The sequence below is a fragment of the Bacillus cereus group sp. BfR-BA-01309 genome (assembly GCF_022664315.1).
Taxonomy (GTDB): domain Bacteria; phylum Bacillota; class Bacilli; order Bacillales; family Bacillaceae_G; genus Bacillus_A; species Bacillus_A mobilis.
On sequence record NZ_JAKUHE010000002.1, the window covers coordinates 181,768 to 207,529 of the forward strand.

A 25,762-nucleotide genomic window follows, 5' to 3' on the forward strand; every position below is an offset into this window, starting at 1 on the left:
TGACTTCTCCGCTTCTATGAAGTCACTTTTCTCACATTATCTATTATGTTGTCTTACTTTTTTATTCAACAATTTTAAAATAGCTCGACGCGTTAAAATCCCCTCAAAATATCCCTCTTCATTGACAGCGCAAATAAAAGGATGATCAATTGTCATTTCTAAAGCTTTTGCAAATGAATCTTCTAACTTAAGAACCGGAATGTCTTCCTTCATCACCTGTTCTACTTTCATTTCGTCAAGTCGTTCAAACTCAATGCGCTCCAGCCCTAACATACCGTCTAAAATCATCGCAGTACTAATTAACCCATGTAATTTATACATCGGGTCTAAAACAGGTATCGCCGAATATCCAGATTTCACAAGAACGAGTAAAGCATGCTCTAAACCATTTCCCATTTGGACATGTGCTACTTTTTCTGATGAAATCATTAAATCTTTCACAAAAATTTGTTGAAACTCGTCTTTCGGAATACTAATCATGTTACATCCCCCATCTTCCCTTTTTCCTACTTTTAATCACCGACTCTATTCACATTTTATGATAGCGTTTTCACATTATTATTTTGTCCTTACTTTATTTCAATAAAAACAAAATTACACAGCTATTTTAGCATACAACACAAAAAAAAGACTACCATTCCGGTAGCGCTTAATACCCCTTATTTTTTAATCTGTAAAATAACCTTGTGATTTTTTTATATTGCGTCACATCTGTCCGTTTTAAACCATTCTCAATATCTGTAAGTTCCACAGCTAAAATTTCACTCGCATAATTTTGCTGAAATAAAATATCTAGTAACAAACTCTCTTCTTCTTCTGTTAAAACAACTTCCCTTTTCATATACCCCTCTCCTTATACTCGCATCGTTACTCTTATTATATAAAATTTCCAGCCTATTTAATAGATGTAATATTCAGTTTTTAGTGAAAGATATATAAAAATTGTTCTTTATTTCGTATATCGATTTGCATAACTAAACGCTGCATAAGCATCTGGCTTAATTTTTGCAGTTAATCCCATCGCTTGGATTTTCGCTGTCATATCTAGAATAAATTCTTTTGTTAAACCATCATTTCCGATATCCAAGTGAATTTCCATTATAAACCCAGCCCCATCTTGAGCATATGGATGCAATAAATCCCATATTGTTTGTATATGTTTTGGAGTAAATAGGCATGCGATTTCTTGGCTAAACTGCGTCTCTAAATATATTTTCTCACGTAAAGTTGCTGGCTTATCTTTCACTGATTTATGGTGTAAACACCCCCAGGCACCTTTTCCAACGCGATGAATATGAATTGCCGTAATAAACCTCGTATCCTTTTGATGTGCTTGTGAGTCTGTCCCAATGGATAAGCGATATAAATTTCGTGGATCCTTTTCAATGAAGCTACAAATACGGCTAAAGACCATATCAAAATTTAAATGTCTCTCTGAAACATTATAAAATGTATGTTCACCGGCCACATAGTCACGTCCTTTCAATTAGACAGACTTTTCGTATTCTCATTGTATGGGACAAAAATAAAAATTATAACTTCCTATCCTTTATTCGTTTCAATATTTCGTATTACACAATGACAAACTTGGCACGTATAAATTACATTTTGATTCGATTGAGCCGTTAATACATGAATAATCTCAGCAGAATTGTGACATTTAGGACAAATCACAACTGGTAAACGTTCCATACAACACACCTCCTCGTTATCTTTATCCCGCTTTTGCTATCTGTAAACAACCAATTGGTGATGGCTAATAATCAGTATCGGACGAAGAAGCCCTACTGATTACAATGTTACTTTATTACCATTGTAGGAAAAATGAAAAATCCCTATACATATATGCTAAAAAGTAATAGAACTAAAAAAGGTGTTGCCATATGGCAACACCTTTTTTATATGTATCAAGAAATGATATCGTAAATCTCAATTGCAACCATGTCGATGTTATCGAATTGATACACTTGAGGTTTTTCACCTTGTTGATACACTTCTAACTCATACATTTCACTTTTATCGAAAAATTTCACGCTACATTTGCGCTCACCGTTCACTTCAAAATAGCGTTGTGCTACTTCACCGCTTTCAGCTTGTTCTTGTAGACTAACAAGTCGAGTTAAAATTCCTTGGAGTAGAGACATGAAATCTCTCCTTTCTCTGATCTTCCTACCAATAGGTTTTACAGCTATACTCATTCTATCCGTCATAACAGAAAAAATGTTCCACAGTCTAGGATAAAGGTTATTGGCCAGAAACTCAACTAAAAATTTGTCGAAATGCGAAGGAAAAAACAGAAAGAACATCTTTTCCCTTCTTTATTGCGATTTTTATACTGGAAGAATATAATAAAAAAACAGAAAAAAGGAGGAATTACAATGAAAAAAATTGAGGTTTACACACAACCTGATTGTCCGCCATGTGTCATTGTGAAAGAATTTTTAAAGCATAATAACGTTGTATACGAAGAATTTGACGTAAAAAAAGACGCTGCTGCACGCAATCGTCTTTTATATGACTATGATTCATATTCAACTCCAACAGTTGTAATTGATGGAGAAGTTGTTGCTGGTTTTCAAATTGAAAAATTACAACAGCTACTCAATATTGAATAAGAATAGGTAAAGACCTATTCTTATTCAATATTTGTGGGTAGTAATAGCCCGATTGGTGCAGGCTATTACTCAGTGAGAGGTGAATATCCCCCAACGGTTAAAGTTTTACTTTATAATTGTTGTAATCTTTTTATTTCAGTTAAAAGCTCTTGACTTTCATGATATCCAGCCATTTTCCATTTTCCTTGATCTCTTTGCAATGTTACAATTTGATATTGTCCACTTTTTGCCCGCTCATATACATATAAAATTTTATGCTCTTCATCATATGACATTTTCGTTTCTGAATGAAAAGAAAACGGTGCTTCTTTTGCCGGAAGTAAATATTCACCACTTTGTTTATCACTTCTACTATTTTCATCTGTAAATACTTGAAGGAAATTCTCTGTAAAATATGGTGATAACGTTTCTATCATCTTATTCATCGGCAAATGCTTCCCACGAATTGAGAATTGGGTTTCATATCCTTTTTGTATCGTTGTAAACACTTCTTTCTGATCGATTTTCACTTCCTCTTTTCCTAAAACAGTTGTGACACTATAACCAACTAGAAAGGCAACGCATACAAATAGAACTAACCATATTCCATATTTCCTCATTTTTTCACCTTCCTTTTAAGAGAACTTGTCTTTGTAGTATTCATTGTAACAATGATTATGCCAAGAAAGGGCTGGTTTCGTTCGTAAAATCTTTACAACGATAGACAGCATTTTCATCACCATTTTCACTATTACCAATTTATGATAAAAACAAACAAAAAATGCACGAATCTCTTCGTGCATTAAAATAAAACATCTTCTTCATATAAATATTCATACGATAAATCTATAAATAAAAAGTTTTCATCATCAATTGGGAAAGAAAATGTTCGTACCATCTCACCGGTTTCAATATCAGCATATAAATCTGAAAGTCTTGCCTTATTTTCAAAACGCATTTTCATAATATTTTCTAGAAAATACGGACGCCAACTCCAGTTCTTCATATAATACTCGGGCATCACAATCCATTCCCCATCTTTTTTCATAACGTTTCCTGATTGTTGGAAACCATCTTCGTTACAAATAAATATGCGGAAACTATACTGCGATACACTTTGGCTAAATTGTAATAACCAATCATTTATATCTTCATTCTTTTTCTGTTTGGCTAGAACATCACCAATTCGATCACGTAACATTTCTGTCAAATTATAAATTTTTTGTAATTTCTTCTTCTCATGTTGAATAAATTGATGACACTCATTACCAAGTCGTTCTTTCAAAACGTTCGTTTCAATAAAATCAGGTAAGCACTCTTTCAAATAATTCCCTTGATAATATCTACCACCGTTTTTCCAAGCGTATTGTAGTTGATAAAAAGCATCTATTTCTTCATACAACAATGTCGCACCAATTCTTCTAGCAAGTAATGATAAAGAATATAAAATATCTTGATAAGATTGTAAAAGTGCAGTTTGCCTTAAGTTTGTTAAATCTACTTTTAAAATATCTGGCGCTAACACGCTAATACGTTCTAAATTACTTGTACCCGTTCCGACTTTATTAATCGAAATTTGAATACCATATGTACGATAATACATAAGCAAATGATTAAATTGCTCTATATCTTCTTTACATTCATGTTCTGTAATTTCTAAAACAATGTGTTTCAAATTTAAACCTTGCTCTTCATACATCAATAAAAGTTGAAGTAAACTTTCATCATCATCGTTCATTAATACGTTAGCATTCCGATGTATAAATAATAATAGTTTTTGATCACTTTCTAAATAACGATTTAAAGCTTTTTCTACTATAATGTTGTCCGCTTCCAGTTGAAACTCACTTGGAATAGAATCATCATGAAAGAAAGAAGCTAAACTTTGTATGCCCTCTTCTGTTTGAATACGTCCTACTACTTCATATCCGATTACAGTATGCTCATCAGCACTAAAAATAGCTTGATAATAAGGAAGGACTTTATCCAAGTTACTCATTACATCTAATGCATCTATCAACGTGCTTCCCTCCCTTTACTTTTCAAAAATTATAACATGATATTTACGGAAAAATAATAAAAAATCCCTTCAGTTTTCCTGAAGGGATTAGAGGGGTAAAATGCTAAGGGGAATTAGCAATTCTACTATGAAGAAAAAAGAGGTCTTAAATATAACGTATATATGACCTCTTGTAAACACCTTTCTTTCACATGTCACAATTCCGACACATTTAACCGTAGAAAAATGAATCAAACCTTCATTTTCTCATCCCTTTTAAAATGGATATTGATGTAAATGTTGTCCTCCATCCATTGTCATGCAAGTTCCATTTATGTACGCAGCTTCATCTGAACATAAATAATAAGCTAAACCTGCGATTTCTTCTGGCGTACCCAGCCTTCCAAGCGGAACACTTTGTATCGTACGCTTAGCCATTTCTTCTGAAATCCATAATTTATCAGCACCGCCCGTACGTTCAATTGGTCCTGGTGCGATGGCATTTACTCGTATTCCATATTTACGTCCCCACTCAACAGCAAGCGTCTTCGTCATTGCTAATACTCCAGCCTTCGCTGCAGCCGAATGAATAACTCCTGGACCTGCATCCCATGCATATGTTGCTACCATGTTAATGATATTCCCTTTTATCCCTTTTTCAATCCAATATTTTCCGACAGCCTGGCTACAGTAAAATGTACCATTTAACACAATATTAATGACCGAATTCCAGCCATTTACGGATAAATCTTCTGCTGGACAAATAAAGTTTCCAGCTGCATTATTTATTAAAATATCAATTCGTCCAAACTTCTCATCAATCTGTTCAATCATTTTCTGAATATCGTCCGTACTCCTTACATCCATTTGTACAGGTAATATTTGTCCTGGAAATTGTTCAATTTCCAACTTTGTTTCCTCTAGTTTTTCCTTTGTACGTCCTGTAATAACAACTCGTGCCCCTTCTTTTGCAAAACGAATTGCCATTCCTTTTCCCATTCCGCTTGATCCACCTGTTATAATAACTACCTTTTCTTTCACATACATCCCCTCCAAAAAATGAATACACATTCATTTTATCATTTTATTTGATAGAAATCTTTATATTTTTAAACTTTTCTGATATTTTAACGTAAAGAGGTTTCTTTTCATTTGTTTATTTCGTAATCTATACTACTTTTTTATTATTTAAAATATATTTTAAATAAACTGAAAGGAGATTTGAGTAACCTGCAAATGTAACAAACATATGTAATATAAGTCAAATAGGTATACTCATATTTTTATGAAGAAAATTACAAGAAGAGATTTTTTAAAAGTTGGCATGCGCACTTGTCTATATTCATTTATAACCACTAGTATCGGATACTATTACGCTAAATATATTGAGCCTCATTTACTCGCTTTGACAGAACATACACTTACATCACAGCTCATACCAAAAAGTTTTCATGGTATGAAGATTCTTCAATTTAGCGATTTACATCTTGGATACTATTTCTCTCTCCAACATTTATCTCAAATCGTTTCTAAAATTAATGATGTAAAGCCAGATATTGTTCTTTTTACAGGTGATCTCATTGATAATTATCAAACATATACTGACACTCCTTTCGTTGCATCTATTTTAAAAAATATACAAGCACCCTTCGGTAAATTTTCTATTTATGGTAACCACGATCACGGTGGATATGGAACGGAATACTACGAGCACATCATGCGTGAATCTGGATTTGAACTATTACTAAATAGCGAAAAGAAAATTCGTCTACTGGATAATAGTGAAATCTCCATTTTCGGGCTCGATGATATACTACTAGGTAAACCAAAAATAGAGGAGACACTACAGCACGCAAGGGAACACACTTATAACATTGTTCTTGTTCACGAGCCAGATATTGCACCTCAAATAGCGAAGTATCCAGTTAACTTGCAACTTTCTGGTCATAGCCATGGCGGACAAGTACAAATTCCTTTTGTAGGCGCTATTATTACCCCATCACTTGCTAAAAACTATGTTGAGGGCTTCTATACGATTCAAGATTTAGCTCTCTATGTCAATCGAGGCCTTGGAAGAACACGTGTCCCATTCCGATTTATGTCAAAACCTGAAATTACGATTTTCACGCTCCAACATTCGCAATAATTCGCCTATTTTCTTACATATCCTTTCTTGTACGCGCTCATCCACGTTTCATTTACCATATGATAAAAGTGAGTCCAATAAAGGAGGTTTGTTCATGTATCCATATTATCAACCAATCCCAGTCCGTTCAGCACCTATTGGTCCAGTAGGCGACTCACGCTTCTTTCCGTTTTTTGGCGTCCCATTTCTAGCTGGCATTGCTGGTGGACTGCTCGGCGGAGCATTGGCTTTCGGTCCTAGACCGTATTACCCACCATATCCACCACCTTTCCCACCGCCAACACCTTTCCCTTGTTATGGTGGACCTTGTCAACAACCATACTATTATTAATGTACTGTAACAATTCTACCAATGTTATTCCCTCTCTTGACCAATCTATAATCTATTAACATGCTTACAATAAAAACTATTCTCTCTACAGATTCTTCTATATTAGAGAACCTATAATAAGTAGAGAACAAAGTAAAAAACCTCTTAAAAAAAGAGGTTTTTTACTTTGTTCTCATTATTCAGCATCCGTGTTTTGATACGCCATTTTAAACAACTTCACTTGGCTATCAATTTCTTCTGTACTACTATTAATAACATAATAATAGTCACCAGTTTTATTTTGTTCACGCGTTTTCACATTATCAGCTAATGTAAGCTGTAAAATCGCCTTAATTCTCGCCTTCATTTCAATATCTAATATCGGGAAAGATATTTCTACTCGCTTTTCCATATTTCGCGTCATCCAATCAGCCGAAGATAAATATATCTTTTCCTCTCCATTATGATGGAAATAATAAATTCGGCTATGCTCTAAGTATCTCCCGACAACACTAACTACCCGAATATTTTCACTTACATTTGGAATACCAGGCCTTAAACAACATGTTCCTCGAACGATAAGCTCTACCTTTACTCCCGCTTGCGATGCTTCATACATTTTTTTTATTAATGGTTTATCTGTTAATGAATTCATTTTAGCGATAATATATCCATTTCCATATTGTCTATGATAACGGATTTCTTCATCTATTAAATCCATAAATTGCTCTCTTATATCAAATGGCGCAACCGATAAATGATGAAAATGTGGCTTTGTTGTATAACCACTCAAATAATTAAAGAAATTTGTTGCATCGACCCCAAAGTCTTTTCGTGATGTAATATACCCGAAATCAGTATATAACTTTGCTGTTGCGTCATTATAATTCCCAGTCCCAAGATGTACGAACCTTTCAATTTTTCCGTTTTTTCTTCTTACAACTAGTGTAATTTTACTATGTGTTTTCAAATGACTTACACCGTAAATAACGTGACAGCCTGCCTTTTCTAATTCTTTAGCCCAATGCACATTATTTTCTTCATCGAATCTTGCCTTTAACTCAACTAATACCGTCACTTGCTTTCCTTTTTCAGCCGCTACTTTTAGCGCCTGAATAATCGGCGAATCCCCACTTACTCGATATAATGTTTGTTTGATCGCAAGTACATTCGGATCGTCTGCCGCATCACGGACAAAATCAACTACTGGCTGAAACGATTCAAAGGGATGATGTAATAAAATATCATGCTCAATGGCTTTTTCAAATACATCTTCCGCATCCCCTAAGTCTTGAGGTCTTTGCGGAATAAGAGCCGGATATACTAAATGTTCATATAAAGGAGCTAGTTTTTTATATAAAGAAAATAGACATGTTAAATCTAGCGGTCCATCCATTATATACACATCTTCATCTTTTACTTCCAACACCTCATATAATAATGCTAATACTCTTTCATCAATATGCTCTTTGCCAACTTCTAAACGTACAGCAGCTCCCCACTTACGCTTCTTTAATTCTTTTTCAATTACCTTTAATAAATCCCTCGCACCTTCTTCATGAATTGTTAAATCCGCATTGCGTGTAATACGGAAACGAGTAACAGATGATACATTATATCCTGTAAATAATTTATGAGTAAAACCACTAATTACATCTTCTAATAAAATAAATTTATGCTTTTGCCCTTCACTCGGTAAAAATATGAAACGTTCGAGTAATGAAGGAACTTGTACAATTCCTAACTTCGTACGGTTTTCTTCCTCCACTTGTTTCTCATCATATAAAAGAGTAGCTAAATTCAAACTTTTATTTAATAACATTGGAAATGGACGATATGCATCGATAGCTACAGGTGTTAAGACTGGGAAAATTTGCTCATCAAAATACTCTTCTATAAATTCTCTCTGTTCCTTCGTTAAATCATGGAATGTTAAACGCTCAATTCCTTCTAGCTCCAGCGCTGGCAACACATAATTTTTAAACGTATTATATTGTACAGTCATTAATTCATGGGCCTTTATCGCAATTTTGTTTAATTGCTTTTTTGGTGTTAAGCCAGCCTTATTTTCTGGTTGGTTAAACCCAGCACTCACTTGATCCTTCAATCCTGCCACGCGTACCATAAAGAATTCATCTAAATTTGAGCTGAAAATGCTAATAAACTTTAATCTTTCCAAGAGCGGATTCGTTTCATCCTGTGCTTCTTGCAGTACACGTTCATTAAATGCTAACCAACTTAATTCTCGATTATTGTAATAAGCTGTATCATTTAAATTAACTATATTCCCCTTCAACATTTCCATCCTCTTCACACTTCCCTTGAAACTTTTTTACTATAATTTAGTTACTTTCATTTTAGCAAATTACAATATTCCAAAGTGTTAATTTTTTGTAAAGACATCCGTACAACTTAACAGTTTGATTCGAAGGATAAGTGAATAGTCGTTTTCAACACTCTTTCCAGCTGCTTTTTTTGCTTTTCAGCTTGCACTTTTTCCGCTAATGCCGATTGCTCACATACAATTGTAAATGTTAATCCCTCTTTACTATCTGTTATAGATATCGATTCAACAAGCGATCTTTGCCTTATATTTAAAGCTGCTGAAAATTGTAAAACAGCCCCTAATAGACGAATTTTTTTTTGTTCATTTTTATCGAACCATCCTTCAAATGGGGACAAGTGTTGTTTGAATAACATTTTTGATTTATAAGACGCAATAAGCGCTAATCTAACTCGCTCTTTATGCATCATGCCATCGATTGTTTTATTCGCTAATAAATAAAACGTATGTAAGCGGCTCGCTTCTTCGTCTATATATTTACCTATATTAAATACTTTCGCCGCTTGATGGAATACTTCCCAGTCTTTTTCTGACATAGAAATTAGCCCTGTTTCCTCAAGCTGTTGACAAATCAATCTTCCATGTTTAATAAGCTGAATTACAAATTCCATATCCATTTCATATTCATGTGATAATAAATGCAGACTTTCTTCGACTACGTTCGGATAATATGAAATCCCCAAATCTTTTGTCAACTCTTCATAGAAAACACCTTCTCGTAACCCTTTTCTACTTAATACAAATGCGGGTGCCTCTATAACGTTAACAAGCGTATGAAAAACTTCGACTGCTGGAATAATTGTATCTGCTCGATCTTTTGCCAATCCTTCCAATTTTTGAAGTTCTATGAACGACAATGCTTCCAATTCTTCTTTCACATTTTTAATATCTGCTTCTTTCATTTTATATAAATGTACCCCTGCTATAGGATAACAAATTAAATTTTGATGGATTTTCACTAAGTTCCTCGCACTACCACCAATTGCAATAAGAGGCAATTTCTTATCAATTAACCATGGTAATGTTCGAAATTGATATTCTAAGTACGTTTGAATCTTTTCCAACTCGTCTTCAGTAGGTATATCCTCTTTAATAAATTGTTGCTTTAAAGAAAGTGCTCCAAAAGGAAAGCTATGGTACTCTAATATTTCTCTATTTCGAAAGTATGTAACTTCCGTACTTCCTCCACCAATATCTACTGTAACTCCTTCAGAGAACGAAGTTGAATTCATAACTGCTAAATAGCCGTAACGTGCTTCCTCATATTCTGATAATACTCTAAGAGTAAAGTCTGTTTGTCCTTCAACAAGCTTTTTAATAGCCTCTTGATTCTCAGCCTGTCTAATTGTTGCTGTAGCAACACAAAGTACATGATGCAACTGGTGGAATCGTGTACTTTCTTGAAATTGAAATAATGTTTGTAACAATACCTCTATTCCTTCTTCAATCAACACACCATCGATTAAGTAATTCCTTAACCGAGCAACTACTTTCGTATTTTCAATCTCCTTATAAAAACCACCGTTTTGCTTTTCATAAATAACTAAACGTATTGTATTAGATCCAATATCTATAATGGCATATTGCTGTTTTAATATTTCTTTCAAACTTCTCACTCTTTCATTATCAAATTTCTAAAGCACATTCTATTACTATTATACAAAATAGTTGTTTTTTGTAACAATATTGCTTTAATATTGAAAATATATACAATCACTTTTTGCATATAATAAAAATCTATTTTATTTATGTTATAATAATGAAAAATTGAAAGGAGATTCCATATGAAACCTTCACAACCACAATCTCAATTACAAAACCAACATTCTATTAATCGACTAGCCCAATCTATTTTCGTTGTGAATCGTCATGCTAAAGCTGCAACTAATCCGAAGTATTTATATTGGTTAAAAAAGACGGCTTTAGAACGCTTAATTGCTGAAAAAAAAGCTATTAAAGAAGGATTACATTTTTCTAGAAATCCACGCTTTAGCCAACAACAATCGGATGTTCTTATCCGTTTAGGTGATTATTTTTTCCATATTCCTCCTACAAAAGAAGATTTTCGAATCCTACCACATCTTGGTCATCTTGAATCCTCCTATCGAAATCCGAAAACAAACTTATCTTTAACAGTAGCAAAAAAGACACTTCAAGATTATATTGGTCCTGAAGCACTGAAACAAGAGAAAAAATTAAGTGAACCTGTCCCATGGTATAGTCGTACTTATACAAAAAAATAAAACAGTTTGGCCAATTGTAGGCCAAACTGTTTTATTTTTTCTCTTCTTTAATTTTAATATTTGCTTGTTTATAAAAAGCTATTTTTTCTGCATTATAAGATTTCGTAAATTCATTAAACTTGTCCTTTTCTGATTCAATATCTTTATAAGATTGATTTACTACTTTTACTTTTTCACTAATATCTTTTAATTTTGTACCTTTATCTTGTAGCATTGTATATAATTCTTTTTCTTGTTTTAACGATTTACTATAGCTATCATACATTTTGTTAAATGAGTCATGTCGTTTCTCATACGTGCTTTTCACTTTATCCGCTTGATCTTTCAATTTCTTATCTTCAATTTTCTTCACATACTTATCTGCTGATTTCACTTCTTCTTGTGCCTTATTTAAAGATTCTTTTTCTTTTGTTAGCACTTTTTCTCGTTTATCTGTATTTTTCACTGCTTGATTCAGTTTTTCCTTAACAGTTTGATTATTATCTTTTCCCTCTTGAACAATCTGGTTATATAATTCTTGTCCCTCTTTCTCTAAAGTTTCAAGTTTTTTTGCATCTTCAAACATTGTTTTTTCTTGCTTTGCAGCATTTTCAAACGAAACATATAATTCCTCTTCTGGTTTCGGCCCGAAACAACCGGCTAATAAAGTCATTGATAATGCAGTTACAATTGCTAATTTACTATACTTCAACATCTTTTCCTCCTACTTATATACGATCATCGTGTAAAAAGCTATGAAAATTATATACCCTTCTATAAACTCCACACTCGCACCTTTTTTACGAAAATCATTGATATTATTTATTAATACTTATCAAATTGTATTGCTTGAAATTACATTTTACGTCTTTGAACTTAATAGCAATTTCGTATCCATCTTTACATATACTTTTACTTGGCACTTTTTAAAACTTGTTCATACTATGTATTACATAAAAGTACAACGGAATTCATCACAGCCATAATAATTTGAAGAACAACAGTAATAATTCACCTGATAAAAGATGTTCGTTGTTCTCTCACGTCTATCATTCTATCATTCCCTTTCCGCTTTCTATCAAATAATTTCTTTGTTCATTTTACACAGTTTAAACGCAACCTTGCAACAACTTACAATTATTCTTATTATTCCCTAAAAAGGAAAAGTGTAGAGCATGCTTTCCTCTACACTTTTAAAATGAAACACATTGTGCAAAATGCATTGACACATCCATCATAATTATATGCTTATTCTATATATTTTTAAAGACTTTTATTACAATAAAAGTTCTTTTTGTAATAAAAGTCAAAAAAATGTTACATTTAAAACTTCTTCATTTCATATTTCTTTAAATCAAAGTTTCACTCATTTCCTTACAAATCCCTATGTTGGTACAATTGATTTTGTGCCTTTCTTAACAATTCTTCAAAAGTTTTTCCTTCTATTGGATAACTAGCAGCTCCAAATAATAGGGTTATACTTAACAAACCATTTTCTATTTCGCTTTCAATACTTTTCATTAATCGGTTTGTTATTGTCGACTTTTCATGTCCGTTATCAATCGCCACAATAACATACTTATTTTCATCCCACTTAGTAACGACATCTCCTTTACGAATTGTCTTTACAATCGTACTCTCCAATTTTTGTACTAACACCTCCAATTTTTTTTCTTGCACTGTTTCTTTTAGTCCTTTCCATTCTTTCACAGAAAGAATGTACACTGTAATATTATGAGAATCCCGCTCTGATAAAGCAGCTACTTTCTCAAAGAAATCATCTACAAAATTATTACTTGCCATTCCTCCTACTTCCGTATCCAGACGCCCACTCGCTCTTTTATCATACCAATGTCCAAAATAATAGCTGAGTATCATTTGCAATATATAAATAATAAAGACGGTATAAAATGATCGCGAATCCAGTTTTGTAATTACATCCTGAAGCGCAATCCATTCTGTAACTGCCACTGTATTCCCAAGTAATAATCCACTAATTTTCCCTTTATGTTTCATACTTTTCCTCCCTTCTATACCAATATATGTTTCTATAACAATTATGTTTTTCTACAAAATAAAAAATGTACATATTGAGTGTACATTTCCGCTTAAGCTTGTCTACCATTTCTATTCCATTTCATATATATACCATATATCGTTTTTAGGAAGAGGTGATCTGTATGCTACAAAAAGAAAATCTATCAGATATTATACGTTTACTAGCAGGCTTTCTATTATCATTAAAATTACTGTTTAATTCTTTCGGAGTGAGCTTTATTACCAACGATCAAATAGACGCTATTGTAAATGTTGCTTCCTTTCTTTTCATCCTATATTTTGGTTATACAAATAATTATGTAGGAAAAAAAGGAATCGAGCAAAAAAAAGTACTCAAAAAACACAACCTCCATTAAAAAAAGGAACCTTTCGTACAGGTTCCTTTTTATCATTGCCGCACTACAACTTCATTTGTTTGCAGTGGACCATATGATACTCCTTTATATTGAAATGTATATGTAGCCTGAAATAATGCGTTTTTAAGTGCTTTATCTTTATTTGCTTTTATTTTACAAATTAGTTCTACCTTCTCATTTGGTAACAAATTATCAATCCGCCATCTTACAAGCTGGAACAGGAACTCACTCATCCCCTTATCAGCCTTTAATGAGTTTGGAATATAGGCAAAATAATCTCGAATCATATGACTTACTACAACTCGTGAAATCATTTCCATTCCTTTATTTTCAACTTCCATTCGAATAATAAGTATGTCATTTACATCATAGGTCAGTTCATATGAAAATTTTTCTTTATACATACTACGGATTTGCAATGTAACTGCTACATTAGGACATTCGTTTTCCTTTTTTGAGCCATCAATCCATAACACTGGTTGTAGCGGTATTGAACGCCTTCCTTGATCCGAAATTCGTTTCCATATTTTCATAATAATATTCACCCCATTTCAGATGCATCATATCCATACGACCTTATTCTGCCTCTCTACACCATATTAATAAAGCTTGTTACAAACGATATATAGTTATTATTCTTCCTTTTATCCTATTCGACAATGTAAAGAAAAAACCATTTTTCCTCTGTTCACAGACGGTATTCTTACTGAAATATTTTTTTACAATTTCCTTCATTGACTTTATACCAATATTAAGTATTACTCACTCTTTCACAGTCCATACAACAGAATATTTTGACGGAAGAAAAAGTTTGCCTTTTAGTCAAATTTGACTATAATATTCTTTATGGCTTGTGCACTTGTGTAAATTGATTTGAAAGAACTATACTTTACATTTTTATGCGCTGCACTCAAAACTTCATATAGTTTACTTATTATTAAAGGAGGGTTATATTTGGAATCTCAATTATCAAAAAAAGACTCCAACAATACAAAATTTGTTGTTGCAGGTTTATTACTTGGTATTTTAATGGCTGCAATGGATAATACAATCGTTGCAACAGCAATGGCAACGATTGTTGGAGACCTAGGAGGATTTGACAAGTTCGTTTGGGTCACGTCTGCATATATGGTAGCAACAATGGCAGGGATGCCTATCTTCGGAAAACTTTCTGATATGTACGGACGGAAACGCTTTTATATTGGTGGTCTTATTCTTTTCTTATTCGGTTCTGCACTTTGCGGAACAGCATCTAGTATTGAGCAACTAAGTATTTATAGAGCAATTCAAGGAATCGGTGGCGGTGCTCTTATGCCTATCGCCTTCACAATTATGTACGATATATTCCCACCAGAAAAGCGCGGAAAAATGACAGGGCTATTCGGTGCGGTTTTCGGGACATCTAGTGTATTCGGTCCTTTATTAGGTGCATATATTACAGACTATATAAGTTGGCATTGGGTCTTCTATATTAATATTCCATTAGGACTTATCTCCTTCTTCTTCATTACTAAATACTACAGTGAATCTCTAGAATTTAGAAAACAAAAAATCGATTGGGCTGGCGCTATTACACTTGTTATTAGTATCGTGTGCTTAATGTTTGCCTTAGAACTTGGCGGTAAAGAATATGCATGGAATTCCACTGTAATTATCGGTTTATTTACAACAGTTGTTATTATGCTTATTGTTTTCTTCTTCGTAGAACGAAAAGCAACTGAACCTATCATTTCTTTCCACCTATTTAAAAAGCCTTTATTCGCAGCTAGCCAAGGCGTTGCCTTTTTCTATGGTGCCGCTTTTATTATCTGTACAGTCTATATCCCAATCTTCGTTCAAGGTGTTCTCGGCGGTTCAGCCTCAAATGCTGGATTAATTTTAACACCTATGATGGTTGGCTCTGTAATTGGAAGTCAAACAGGTGGACAGTTAGCTTCTCGAACAAGTTATCGTAACATCATGATGGTATCTGGTATTTTCTTCGTAATTGGTATTTATTTACTAAGCACGTTAACAATGGATACACCTCGTCTACTTGTAACGCTATTTATGGTTCTCACTGGACTTGGAGTTGGTTTCTCGTTCTCAGTTTTAAGTATGTCTTCTATCCACAAGTTAGAAATGCGAGACCGTGGTTCTGCTACATCAACAAACTCATTCTTCCGTTCACTCGGTATGACTCTTGGTGTAACGATTTTTGGTACCATTCAAAATCATACTTTTACGGATAAACTAAACACTGTATTCCCTCCTGAGCTAGCAAAATTAGCTCCAAAAGGTGGAGACACAAGTTTCTTATTATCACAAGGTGCTACCGAGAAAATTCCAGCTGAAATATTAACTGGTATTAAAGAGGCTCTAGCAACATCTATTGCCAGCACATTCTTCTGGGCACTTATCCCCGCTGTACTAAGTATTATTTGTATTTTACTTATGGGAAATGAACGCCTCTTTACGGGTCCAAAAACGAAACAAAAACAAAAGCAAGTAAGTTAGTATAGAAAAAAGAAACGGCATACCCTTTATGAAAAAGGGTATGCCGTTTATAATATGTATAAAGTTTTTATTTATAGGAGTTGAGATAGCATGAGCATGAAATTAGTCATTCTCGGCTTGCTACTCGAAGGGGATAAACATCCATATGAAGTGCAACACATCATGAAAGAAAGACAAATGGATTGTTATATTAAATATGCAAAAGGATCACTTTATTACGCCTTCGAGCAATTAGAAAAGCAAGGTGCAATTAGTATTACAACTATTGTTCGAGATACGAATAGACCAGATAAAACAATCTTTCATATAACAGAAGAAGGTAAACAATTATTTCACAAGTTACTATTAAAACAATTCGAAGCAAAAAATCAAATATATAAACCAATTTATTCGGCACTCTCTTTCGCTCATTTTGGTGATGACCAAGAGTTAGTTCCGATTTTAGAAAAAAAGAAAAATGATACCGTTCAATATTTACATAAAATGCAAACTATTTATGATTGTAGCAAAGGACAAATCCCACGTGCACAACTATATATTTTACAAAGTGTTATTGAACATATTACAGTTGAATTGCAATGGTTAAATACCCTCCTTACAGATGCAGTTGCAGGACGCCTTTCAGAAATTGATAAAAATGAAGGTTGAGGTTATAAAGAAGCAACTGTAAAAAAACAATAAAGTTATTTCATTTTAAAATCTTAAACAAGCATAACCCCGTTCTAATTTAGGACGGGTTATGCTTGTTTAATTTTGGTTATAAGATACTTCACTGCGCTCAAAAATATAACAAGGATTTCTTCATCACCATAGTCCCATAATGGAAGATTATTTCTTAAAACTCTATATAAAAAGGTTGTCGATTTTCATCCAAGCTATATTCAATTCTTTGTCTGAAATTCATAAAATTCACCATCTCTAACGCCTGCTCAATAGGATAAAACCCTACTTCCAAACTTTCTGGTGTAGTCGTTAATTTACCTCCAACTGCTCTAGCTAAAAACAATGTGTTACATATTGAATGGTTCACATTTTGAAATACTCCACAAAATTTTAAAACTTCAATATCAATACCCGATTCCTCTTTAGTTTCCCTTATTGCAGCATCTTTCAAAGACTCTCCTTCTTCAACTTGTCCACGTGGCATTTCCCACCCTCTTCTAGGTCCCTTAATTAATAGGATTTCTTTTTGTTCATTCATTACAATTGTCGCTGCTGAAACTATATGTTTTGGCGGTGAATAAATATTTTGTTTACTTTGTTCCAAATGAAATTCCCCCATTTCTATAAACTTAGTATATTTATCTTTATACAGGAACCTTGTTCTGTCTTGTGATAACTTACTATTTCAAAATGAGCCATCCAATTCCCTTCCTTATTCCAGAATACTGACAAATTCCTACATAACATAACTGACATCTTATCTCTGTTCAGGTACTCTCTTCTTTATAAGTTTACTCGTACTTCATTTCAATTCTGCTCAATTTTCTCCGTTTTAAAAGTCAGAAAAATCCTAATAATTAAAATAAAAAACTTTAGAATTTTCTTATTTTAAAACAGTAGACAAAATTCCAAAAATTGTGTTAGAATTTGTTTCAATATCATATCGCTTGTTAAATTCCTTTCAAAAGGAAAATAGGTACACGAAAATTTCGTTTCGTGTTTAAAAGGGAAGATTGGTGAAAATCCAACACGGTCCCGCCACTGTAAATGCTGAGATTTCTTTTTAGTGCCACTGTGAAAACGGGAAGGTGAAAGAAATTATATGAAGCATAAGTCAGGAGACCTGCCTGTTTTAACAACACTGATAGATTCACGGATGATGATGAGGTGTTAAAACAAAAAGGAAGGCTTATTTTCTATGCCTTTATACTTTTTGTTATAGGTATTTCCTAGTAAACGGAAATGCTTACTTTCAATTAGGGAGGAATTTGAAATGGCAATTCAAACAAGTAATTTAGGTTATCCACGTATCGGACTACAACGAGAGTGGAAAAAAACATTGGAAGCTTTTTGGTCCAATAAAATCGATGAAGAACAATTTTTAACAACGATGAAAGAAATTCGCCTTCAACACGTTAAAGTACAGCAAGAAAAAGGGATTGAACTCATTCCAGTTGGCGACTTTACATATTATGATCACGTTTTGGATACTGCTTATATGCTAGGATTTATCCCATCACGTTTTTCTGAGTTTACATCTTACCTTGATGTATATTTCGCAATGGCGCGTGGCTCTAAAGATCACGTAGCTTCCGAAATGACAAAATGGTTTAACACAAACTATCATTATATCGTTCCTGAATATGAAGAGGGATTACAAATCTCTTTAAAAGATAATCGTCCACTTCGCTTATACGAAGAGGCAAAACAAGAATTAGGAGTAGATGGAAAGCCTGTTATTTTAGGACCATATACTTTCTTGAAATTAGCTAAAGGTTATACACAAGAACAATTCGCTACTATTTTAAAACAATTAGTTGCACCATACGTACAACTGCTTTCAGAACTACATGCAGCTGGTGCACAAGTCATTCAAATTGATGAACCGATTTTCGCTTCTTTAACGAAAGAAGAAGTGCAACAAGCAAAAGAAATTTATGAAGCTATTCGTAAAGATGTTCCAAATGCGACTCTTCTTTTACAAACATATTTTGATAGTGTAGAAGAAAACTATGAAGAAATTATTACATTCCCTGTATCCGGTATTGGATTAGATTTCGTTCATGGTAAAGAAGGTAATCTAAATGCTATTTCAAAATACGGATTCCCAGCTGATAAAACTTTAGCTGTCGGTTGTATAGATGGCCGTAACATTTGGAGAGCTGACCTTGATGAAGTTCTTACGTTATTTACAACGTTACAAAAACAAGTCCAAACGAAAGATTTCATCGTTCAGCCTTCTTGTAGCTTATTGCATACACCAATCGATAAAACAGAAGAAACTCACTTATCGACTGAGCTATTTGATGCGTTAGCATTTGCAAATCAAAAATTAGAAGAGTTAGTTCTTATTCATTCCGCTCTGACTCAAGGTACAGAAAGCATTAGTAATGAGCTGGAAACATACCGAAATGTACATCATACAATTCGTTCGTCTGCTGCACGTAACCGAGAAGATGTTAAAGTAGCACGTACAGCACTAAAAGAAGAAGATTTTTCACGTCCTCTTCCATTTGAAAAGCGATACGAATTACAACAAGTTGCCCTAGAGTTACCATTGTTACCAACAACGACTATCGGTAGCTTCCCGCAAACAACTGAAGTTCGTCAAACGCGAAAAGAATGGCGTAACGGTGTTATTTCAAATGAACAATATGAACAATTCATTGAAAAAGAGACAGAAAAATGGATTCGTTACCAAGAAGAAATTGGTCTTGATGTCCTTGTACATGGTGAATTCGAAAGAACTGACATGGTCGAATATTTCGGTGAGCGTCTTGCTGGTTTCTCATTCACTAAAAACGGTTGGGTGCAATCATACGGTTCCCGCTGCGTAAAACCACCTGTTATTTATGGTGATGTAGCCTTTATTAACGGAATGACTATTAAGGAAACTGTTTATGCACAAAGCTTAACAGAGAAAGTTGTAAAAGGAATGTTAACTGGACCTGTTACAATTTTAAATTGGTCCTTCGTTCGAAATGATATTCCAAGAAAAGAAGTTTCGTATCAAATTGCATTAGCTCTTCGTCACGAAATTGAATTACTTGAATCTTCCGGAATTCGAGTAATCCAAGTCGATGAGCCAGCACTTCGTGAAGGAATGCCACTAAAAGAAAAAGATTGGGACGCTTATATTACATGGGCAGTACAATCCTTCCTTTTAGCAACTTCTTCTGTAGCAAATGAAACACAAATTCATACTCATATGTGTTACAGTAACTTCGAAGATATTGTTGACGCGATTCGCGCATTAGATGCAGATGTGATTTCTATCGAAACTTCAAGAAGTCACGGTGAATTTATTGATACATTAAAACATACAACATATGAAAAAGGCATCGGTCTAGGTGTATATGATATTCATAGCCCACGTGTACCGAGTAAAGAGGAAATGTATAAAATCGTAGAACAATCTTTAGAAGTATGCGATCCTAAATATTTCTGGATTAATCCTGATTGTGGTTTAAAAACGAGAAGAACGGAAGAAGTTATCCCCGCTTTAGAACACATGGTGCAAGCAGCAAAAGATGCTCGTTCCCTACTAAAAACAAACGCATAACAAAAATGGGTTATCCTTTTTGAGGATAACCCATTTTTTATTCTTTACTTTCAAAAAAGAATTCGTATTGTATTTTATATAATTCATCATCCGTTGGTTCTTCAAGAGGAGTTGCCTGTAATACAACTGTATACTCACCATTTGGAATAGGGATTTGAAATTTATTTGAAAGAATACTTGTTACAATGATACATTCATTTTCAACTATAAAAGGAACTGTAACTGTTCTAATCGCTTCTTCTTTTTCAATATGTTTCCCTGGGGTCACTTTTACTTCACAAGTATAATCAGAGAGTGCTTCAAAAATAACAGTTCCATCCGCCTTCGCATAACCTCTTTCAAAATCTTCATCTGTCCAGTCAACGTAAGGCTGCTCACCGTCATAGTTCATCAACATTAATTGCGAATACGAAATTGTTAACTCCATCGTTCCCCTTCTCCTTCATTATGAAATATGTAACTACTACTTTACGTCAAATTTCACACGCGTACCATCTGGGTATTTATCTAACTTATTTCCTACCCAAGACCCTGCCCCGCGGTTATCTGCCGGACTTATATATTCAATATGTGCTCCTTTTCCGCCTTCTTTACACATCGCCATTGGCCATTCATCACGATCATACCCTTTTTTTGATGGGTATGGAGCTAACGATAATTTTCTTCTATCCGCAGCACCGCCACGGTCGATTGTACAAACTTCTGAATGTCCTTCTTTTATAGCATCCGTAATATGTTTCCCTGTCTCTGGATATCGCTCTTTCGGAAATTCTAGAACTTGATCATACGCATTTGTTTTTTTGATACTTGTTTCCTCTGGAACAAGTACTTCATAAACCGCTACTACAATAGAAAGAATTGCAATAATTGAAATGATAATACCTTTTAATTGCTTCATGTATACCTCCATGATTCTCTACCAGTTTCTTTTCCTCAGTTATTATAACAAACTTCTCCTGTATATGTTTTCAGACATTATTTTAGCTCTTCTTCGTCATTCCGCCAAAAACTCTCATTTTTTCTTCATCTTTTCACTAATGCTGTAGAAAACTAATAACCTTACGACATTCTTTTTCAAAGGAAGTCCTCGTAAAAGATTGAAATGATATATACGATACTTTTTGGGGAGGAAATATTATGGAAGCTACCTATAAAACGAAAGATGTCACGAATAAAACAGGCATCCCAAAACATATAGTTCGCAAATATAGTCAACTGTTAGAGGAACATGGTTATATGATTTCCAAAACAGCTGATGCTCGTATTTATAAATTGGATGATTTAAAACTATTAAAATCCATACATGAAAGAGCTGCTACATTGCAAGAAGATATTTCAGAAACGATACCCCTTATTTTAAAAGAAAAAGAGTCCCCACCTGTGCCAGTTATACAAGATACGCAAGAAATACAACCGAAAGAAAAAGAAGATGGGCGTAACTTTGAGGAATTCATGTTAAAACTTGAAATGCTCGCTCAATTAAATGAAGCAATTATTCATCAAAATTCTACCCTTATTACTCAAAATCGTTTAAAAGACGAAAAGCTAGATGAATTGATGCAACAAGTCTATGTAAAAGAAGGCTCTCAAGAAAAAATGCTACAAGAGTTAGTAGATCATGCCGCTCAAACAGATGCTCTGCAAAAAGAAAAGATGGACTTATTAATGAATCATATGTATAAACGAGAATCTAAGCAAGAAGAAAAAATGAATAAACTCGTAAATCAAATTTATAATAAAGACAGCAACCGCGATGCACAACTTATGCAAGTGATTCGTGAAATTCAAGAAACAAAACGATTAGTCGCAGCTTCAAAAGAACAAAGCTTTTTCCAATCATTTAGAAGTTTATTTAGCAGAACAAAACAAGAAAAAACAACTGAATAAAATAATATATTTTTTCCTATATAAAATAAAAAGTTACCTTCCAACGGTAACTTTTATTCCTTATTTCGTACAGCTGGCAATATAATAATCGCTTCAGTCCCTTTCCCACTTTCGCTTTTATATTCCAGCGTACCATTATGCGCTTGTAAAATACTAAATGTTACCATAAGCCCTAATCCTGTCCCTTTTTCTTTTAAAGAATAATATGGTTGTCCTAGCCTTGCTAACTGTTCTTTCGTCATTCCAACACCACTATCTTTAACTCTTATTACAATCGTTTCGTCTTTTTGCATAGCCGTTACTTTTAAATATCCTTTATTTCCTTGAATTGCTTCAATACCATTTTTAACAACATTCATAATAGCTTGCTTCAATTTCGTCTTATCACCAATCGTATAAAGACTTTCAGAAATCTCAACTTGCAAATATACACCTTGCATCGCTGCAAATGATGACATCAGAGTTGTCATTTCTATCAATTGAGCGGATAAGCAAATGTGTTCTTTTTTCTCAATTTGTGGCCTTGCTAAATTTAAATAATCTGAAATAATTTGTTCTGCCCGGTCCAATTCAGCTAATACGAGACGCATATAATCCTTATTCTTCACATCTTCCGTACTTTCTAGCAATTGAATAAAACCACGAACAACAGTGAGCGGATTTCGAACCTCATGTGCAACACTTGCTGCCAGCTCACTTACAATATTAAGCTTTTCTGACTTTTGCATCTCTGTACGTAGTATTGCATTTTCATTTAAGTATTCTGTTAAGTACACCTGAAATACCATTGTCATAACCATAATAAGCGAAGCAAATATATATCCGCTATATAGGTGCGAAATATGCGGTGTAAACCCCGATTCTAACAGAACGTTAATCATGCCAATCACTAAAGAAACAAGTACGTACAATGATGAAATCATAAATGCTAAAATTAGCTTCTTATCCCTAGAAAATAGCGACCATTTCTTTGATAAAAATAATGGAACTATTAATAGAAATATTACTTCTATCACTGGAAGAAGATTCATTCCTTTTAGCGCCCATTCATATGCAACAAAAATAACGGCCGGGATTAAACCAACAATCCCACCATATAGAAAACCACTAACGATCGGGATTGGGTGAAAGTTATACCCACAAATGTCACCAAAACAAATAGAGTATGTCATGGAGAGAACGAGTGTAATGCTAGATAGAAACATAATAAAGTAGCGGTTCGGCTTCGGAGGCATTTCTTGATAACGATTTAGGCGAATCGCTTCATATAAAAATAGTGGCAAAATAATGATGGCAATTTGGATCATTAAATCACGGATAAGCTCCATAGCCTCTCATCCCCTATATGTATTTTGATATGATTATATCATTTTACGGGTTTATTTGTTTTAAAATTTTGATTTTTCTTAACATTTTTGTTAATTCTTTGTTAACAACACATAATAATTGTTACAGATTTTCGAAATGAATGTAAACCCTGTACCAAATTTCTGCCGGGCAGTATACAATGAATACGGATTACAAAGAAAATAAAAAATACTTCATGAGACGGACAACTATAGCAAAATACAGCATATAATCCATACTATCTATGTTTACAAATAAGTGATCATTATTTTAGTAGGAGGAAGATAAATATGGCGGGTACTACGCTTGTTTTAAAAGAAGAAAATTTGGTCGTTCTAGAAAATGTTGAAAAATCAGTATATGAAGAGTTACAGCATAAAACCGGAGAAGAAAATTGCACATGTGCTGTGAATGAATCAGTTGTTCACCTTGGCAAAGTATCCTCTGTACTTTGGAATGAAGATGAAATAGATTGGGAGTACGGATATTAAAAAGTCGCTTACAGCGGCTTTTTTTCTATTCTCCCCCTCTTTCTACATAACATATACGCAAGCGAAATCATAGAAAATATGTTAAAATGAACTTAATTTTCAAACGGAAGAAAGGGAGATACAATGGAACAATTCATTAATCCTAGAGTGAAGGACATCCAAATTTCTGGGATCCGTCAATTCTCTAACATGATTCAAAACTATGATAATCTTATCTCTTTAACAATTGGACAACCCGATTTCCCTACACCTTCTCTCGTAAAAGAAGCGGCAAAACGGGCTATTACAGAAAATTACACAAGCTATACACATAACGCCGGTTTATTAGAATTACGCAAGGCAGCTTGTAACTTTGTAAAAGATAACTACGATTTACAGTATTCACCTGAAAACGAAACCATCGTTACAATTGGTGCTAGTGAAGCAATTGATGTAGCATTCCGAACAATTTTAGAGCCAGGAACAGAAGTTATTTTACCTGCCCCTATTTATCCAGGATACGAACCAATTATTCGATTATGCGGCGCAACACCTATTTTTATCGATGTTCGTGAAACTGGCTTCCGTTTAACAGCCGAAGCACTAAAAAATGCTATTACAGAAAAAACAAGATGCGTCGTTTTGCCGTATCCTTCTAATCCAACTGGTGTAACTTTATCAAAAGAAGAACTACAAGATATTGTAGATGTTTTAAAAGATAAAAATATTTTCGTCCTTTCTGATGAAATTTATAGCGAACTTGTATATGAGCAAAAGCATATGTCTATTGCCCATTTCCCAGAAATGCGTGAAAAAACTATCGTCATTAACGGTTTATCAAAATCTCATTCTATGACTGGCTGGCGTATCGGTCTATTATTCGCACCAAGCTATTTAGCAGGACATATACTAAAAGTTCATCAGTACAACGTAACGTGTGCTACTTCAATCGCTCAATATGCTGCAATTGAAGCGTTAACAGCTGCTAAAGATGCACCAAAAATGATGCGTCATCAATACAAAAAGCGCCGTGATTACGTATATAATAGACTCATTCAAATGGGCTTAACAGTTGAAAAGCCAACAGGTGCATTTTACTTATTCCCATATGTTGGACATTTAACATCTTCATCATTTGATTTTGCACTTGATCTTGTAAAAGAAGCTGGATTAGCTGTCGTTCCTGGGACAGCATTTTCTGAATATGGTGAAGGCTATCTTCGCTTGTCCTATGCGTATAGTATTGAAACTTTAAAAGAAGGCTGTGATCGATTAGAGGCCTTTCTACAACAAAAAGCTAAGAGTTAA

General features: G+C 33.8%; 28 protein-coding genes and 1 riboswitch. Of the genes, 11 read left to right on the forward strand and 17 right to left on the reverse strand.

Annotation, left to right across the window (positions count from 1 at the left end):
• Positions 1–36: 36 nt before the first annotated feature.
• From cbpB to MR115_RS04465, 5 genes are all read right to left on the reverse strand, one after another.
• Positions 37–480 carry a cyclic-di-AMP-binding protein CbpB gene (gene cbpB, locus MR115_RS04445; RefSeq protein ID WP_016086509.1) on the reverse strand — a complete coding sequence of 148 codons (444 nt, stop codon included), beginning with the start codon at positions 478–480 and terminating at the stop codon, positions 37–39.
• A gap of 169 nt (positions 481–649) precedes the next feature.
• On the reverse strand, positions 650–841 hold the full coding sequence (gene abbA / locus MR115_RS04450) for an antirepressor AbbA (RefSeq protein WP_000818083.1): 192 nt from the start codon (positions 839–841) through the stop codon (positions 650–652).
• Positions 842–949: 108 nt separating this feature from the next.
• Positions 950–1,468 carry a ribonuclease H-like YkuK family protein gene (locus tag MR115_RS04455; protein WP_000896653.1) on the reverse strand — a complete coding sequence of 173 codons (519 nt, stop codon included), beginning with the start codon at positions 1,466–1,468 and terminating at the stop codon, positions 950–952.
• A 74-nt stretch (positions 1,469–1,542) separates the two neighbouring features.
• Entirely contained in the window at positions 1,543–1,692 is a 150-nt protein-coding gene (locus MR115_RS04460) for a hypothetical protein (protein ID WP_242240142.1), read from the reverse strand.
• Between the two features lie 215 nt (positions 1,693–1,907).
• Entirely contained in the window at positions 1,908–2,144 is a 237-nt protein-coding gene (locus tag MR115_RS04465) for a YkuJ family protein (RefSeq protein WP_000055151.1), read from the reverse strand.
• Positions 2,145–2,378: 234 nt separating this feature from the next.
• Between MR115_RS04465 and MR115_RS04470 the strand changes: the two genes are divergently transcribed.
• The gene (locus tag MR115_RS04470; protein WP_000717880.1) at positions 2,379–2,615 is read left to right on the forward strand and encodes a glutaredoxin family protein; all 237 of its coding nucleotides are present in this window, start codon (positions 2,379–2,381) and stop codon (positions 2,613–2,615) included.
• A gap of 110 nt (positions 2,616–2,725) precedes the next feature.
• Here MR115_RS04470 and MR115_RS04475 read toward each other — a convergent pair whose 3' ends face one another.
• The 3 genes from MR115_RS04475 to fadH form a co-directional block, all read right to left on the reverse strand.
• The gene (locus MR115_RS04475; RefSeq protein ID WP_061678288.1) at positions 2,726–3,214 is read right to left on the reverse strand and encodes a DUF3993 domain-containing protein; all 489 of its coding nucleotides are present in this window, start codon (positions 3,212–3,214) and stop codon (positions 2,726–2,728) included.
• 182 nt (positions 3,215–3,396) lie between these two features.
• Positions 3,397–4,614, reverse strand: coding sequence for an EAL domain-containing protein (locus MR115_RS04480; RefSeq protein ID WP_000564301.1), 1,218 nt, complete (start codon positions 4,612–4,614; stop codon positions 3,397–3,399).
• 255 nt (positions 4,615–4,869) lie between these two features.
• Entirely contained in the window at positions 4,870–5,634 is a 765-nt protein-coding gene (fadH, locus tag MR115_RS04485; protein WP_061678289.1) for a 2,4-dienoyl-CoA reductase, read from the reverse strand.
• A 244-nt stretch (positions 5,635–5,878) separates the two neighbouring features.
• Between fadH and MR115_RS04490 the strand changes: the two genes are divergently transcribed.
• On the forward strand, positions 5,879–6,739 hold the full coding sequence (locus tag MR115_RS04490) for a metallophosphoesterase (protein ID WP_063260471.1): 861 nt from the start codon (positions 5,879–5,881) through the stop codon (positions 6,737–6,739).
• A gap of 94 nt (positions 6,740–6,833) precedes the next feature.
• Positions 6,834–7,070, forward strand: a complete 237-nt coding sequence (locus tag MR115_RS04495; protein WP_061678291.1) for a hypothetical protein — start codon at positions 6,834–6,836, stop codon at positions 7,068–7,070.
• Between the two features lie 175 nt (positions 7,071–7,245).
• On the opposite strand, the gene MR115_RS04500 is transcribed toward MR115_RS04495, so the two are convergent.
• Positions 7,246–9,354 carry a polyphosphate kinase gene (locus MR115_RS04500; RefSeq protein ID WP_097816912.1) on the reverse strand — a complete coding sequence of 703 codons (2,109 nt, stop codon included), beginning with the start codon at positions 9,352–9,354 and terminating at the stop codon, positions 7,246–7,248.
• 107 nt (positions 9,355–9,461) lie between these two features.
• Entirely contained in the window at positions 9,462–11,000 is a 1,539-nt protein-coding gene (gene ppx / locus MR115_RS04505) for an exopolyphosphatase (protein ID WP_242240144.1), read from the reverse strand.
• A gap of 177 nt (positions 11,001–11,177) precedes the next feature.
• Here ppx and MR115_RS04510 point away from each other — a divergent pair, with 177 nt between their 5' ends.
• Entirely contained in the window at positions 11,178–11,636 is a 459-nt protein-coding gene (locus MR115_RS04510) for a YkyB family protein (RefSeq protein WP_000804861.1), read from the forward strand.
• A 31-nt stretch (positions 11,637–11,667) separates the two neighbouring features.
• On the opposite strand, the gene MR115_RS04515 is transcribed toward MR115_RS04510, so the two are convergent.
• Positions 11,668–12,330 carry a YkyA family protein gene (locus MR115_RS04515; RefSeq protein WP_242240148.1) on the reverse strand — a complete coding sequence of 221 codons (663 nt, stop codon included), beginning with the start codon at positions 12,328–12,330 and terminating at the stop codon, positions 11,668–11,670.
• Between the two features lie 659 nt (positions 12,331–12,989).
• Complete coding sequence (locus MR115_RS04520; RefSeq protein WP_242240149.1) at positions 12,990–13,631, reverse strand: diguanylate cyclase domain-containing protein; 642 nt, start codon at positions 13,629–13,631, stop codon at positions 12,990–12,992.
• Between the two features lie 164 nt (positions 13,632–13,795).
• On the opposite strand from MR115_RS04520, the gene MR115_RS04525 reads away from it, so the two are divergent.
• A complete protein-coding gene (locus MR115_RS04525) occupies positions 13,796–14,029 on the forward strand; it encodes a phage holin (protein WP_097816916.1) in 234 nt (77 codons plus the stop codon).
• Between the two features lie 32 nt (positions 14,030–14,061).
• Here MR115_RS04525 and MR115_RS04530 read toward each other — a convergent pair whose 3' ends face one another.
• Positions 14,062–14,562 (reverse strand): hypothetical protein, encoded by a 501-nt coding sequence (locus MR115_RS04530; RefSeq protein WP_063260475.1) that lies wholly within the window; start codon positions 14,560–14,562, stop codon positions 14,062–14,064.
• A gap of 421 nt (positions 14,563–14,983) precedes the next feature.
• Between MR115_RS04530 and MR115_RS04535 the strand changes: the two genes are divergently transcribed.
• Positions 14,984–16,525, forward strand: coding sequence for an MDR family MFS transporter (locus MR115_RS04535; RefSeq protein WP_242240151.1), 1,542 nt, complete (start codon positions 14,984–14,986; stop codon positions 16,523–16,525).
• 90 nt (positions 16,526–16,615) lie between these two features.
• Positions 16,616–17,173: a PadR family transcriptional regulator gene (locus tag MR115_RS04540; protein ID WP_061678299.1), complete on the forward strand. Its 558-nt coding sequence runs from the start codon at positions 16,616–16,618 to the stop codon at positions 17,171–17,173.
• Positions 17,174–17,360: 187 nt separating this feature from the next.
• Here MR115_RS04540 and MR115_RS04545 read toward each other — a convergent pair whose 3' ends face one another.
• Positions 17,361–17,792 (reverse strand): NUDIX hydrolase, encoded by a 432-nt coding sequence (locus MR115_RS04545; RefSeq protein ID WP_242240153.1) that lies wholly within the window; start codon positions 17,790–17,792, stop codon positions 17,361–17,363.
• Positions 17,793–18,145: 353 nt separating this feature from the next.
• Positions 18,146–18,333, forward strand: a riboswitch (cobalamin riboswitch).
• A 128-nt stretch (positions 18,334–18,461) separates the two neighbouring features.
• On the opposite strand from MR115_RS04545, the gene metE reads away from it, so the two are divergent.
• Positions 18,462–20,750 carry a 5-methyltetrahydropteroyltriglutamate--homocysteine S-methyltransferase gene (gene metE / locus MR115_RS04550; RefSeq protein WP_242240154.1) on the forward strand — a complete coding sequence of 763 codons (2,289 nt, stop codon included), beginning with the start codon at positions 18,462–18,464 and terminating at the stop codon, positions 20,748–20,750.
• Between the two features lie 37 nt (positions 20,751–20,787).
• On the opposite strand, the gene comJ is transcribed toward metE, so the two are convergent.
• Both comJ and nucA read right to left on the reverse strand, forming a co-directional pair.
• Entirely contained in the window at positions 20,788–21,177 is a 390-nt protein-coding gene (comJ, locus tag MR115_RS04555) for a competence protein ComJ (protein ID WP_242240156.1), read from the reverse strand.
• A 36-nt stretch (positions 21,178–21,213) separates the two neighbouring features.
• Positions 21,214–21,648 (reverse strand): DNA-entry nuclease, encoded by a 435-nt coding sequence (gene nucA, locus MR115_RS04560; protein ID WP_000811502.1) that lies wholly within the window; start codon positions 21,646–21,648, stop codon positions 21,214–21,216.
• Positions 21,649–21,887: 239 nt separating this feature from the next.
• On the opposite strand from nucA, the gene MR115_RS04565 reads away from it, so the two are divergent.
• Positions 21,888–22,637 carry a DUF3967 domain-containing protein gene (locus MR115_RS04565; RefSeq protein WP_242240158.1) on the forward strand — a complete coding sequence of 250 codons (750 nt, stop codon included), beginning with the start codon at positions 21,888–21,890 and terminating at the stop codon, positions 22,635–22,637.
• A gap of 53 nt (positions 22,638–22,690) precedes the next feature.
• Here the strand turns inward: MR115_RS04565 and kinB are convergent, their stop codons facing one another.
• Positions 22,691–23,965, reverse strand: coding sequence for a sporulation sensor histidine kinase KinB (gene kinB / locus MR115_RS04570; protein ID WP_097816923.1), 1,275 nt, complete (start codon positions 23,963–23,965; stop codon positions 22,691–22,693).
• A 309-nt stretch (positions 23,966–24,274) separates the two neighbouring features.
• Here kinB and MR115_RS04575 point away from each other — a divergent pair, with 309 nt between their 5' ends.
• Positions 24,275–24,475, forward strand: a complete 201-nt coding sequence (locus MR115_RS04575) for a hypothetical protein (protein ID WP_000929285.1) — start codon at positions 24,275–24,277, stop codon at positions 24,473–24,475.
• A gap of 123 nt (positions 24,476–24,598) precedes the next feature.
• Positions 24,599–25,762, forward strand: coding sequence for an aminotransferase A (locus tag MR115_RS04580; RefSeq protein ID WP_098585726.1), 1,164 nt, complete (start codon positions 24,599–24,601; stop codon positions 25,760–25,762).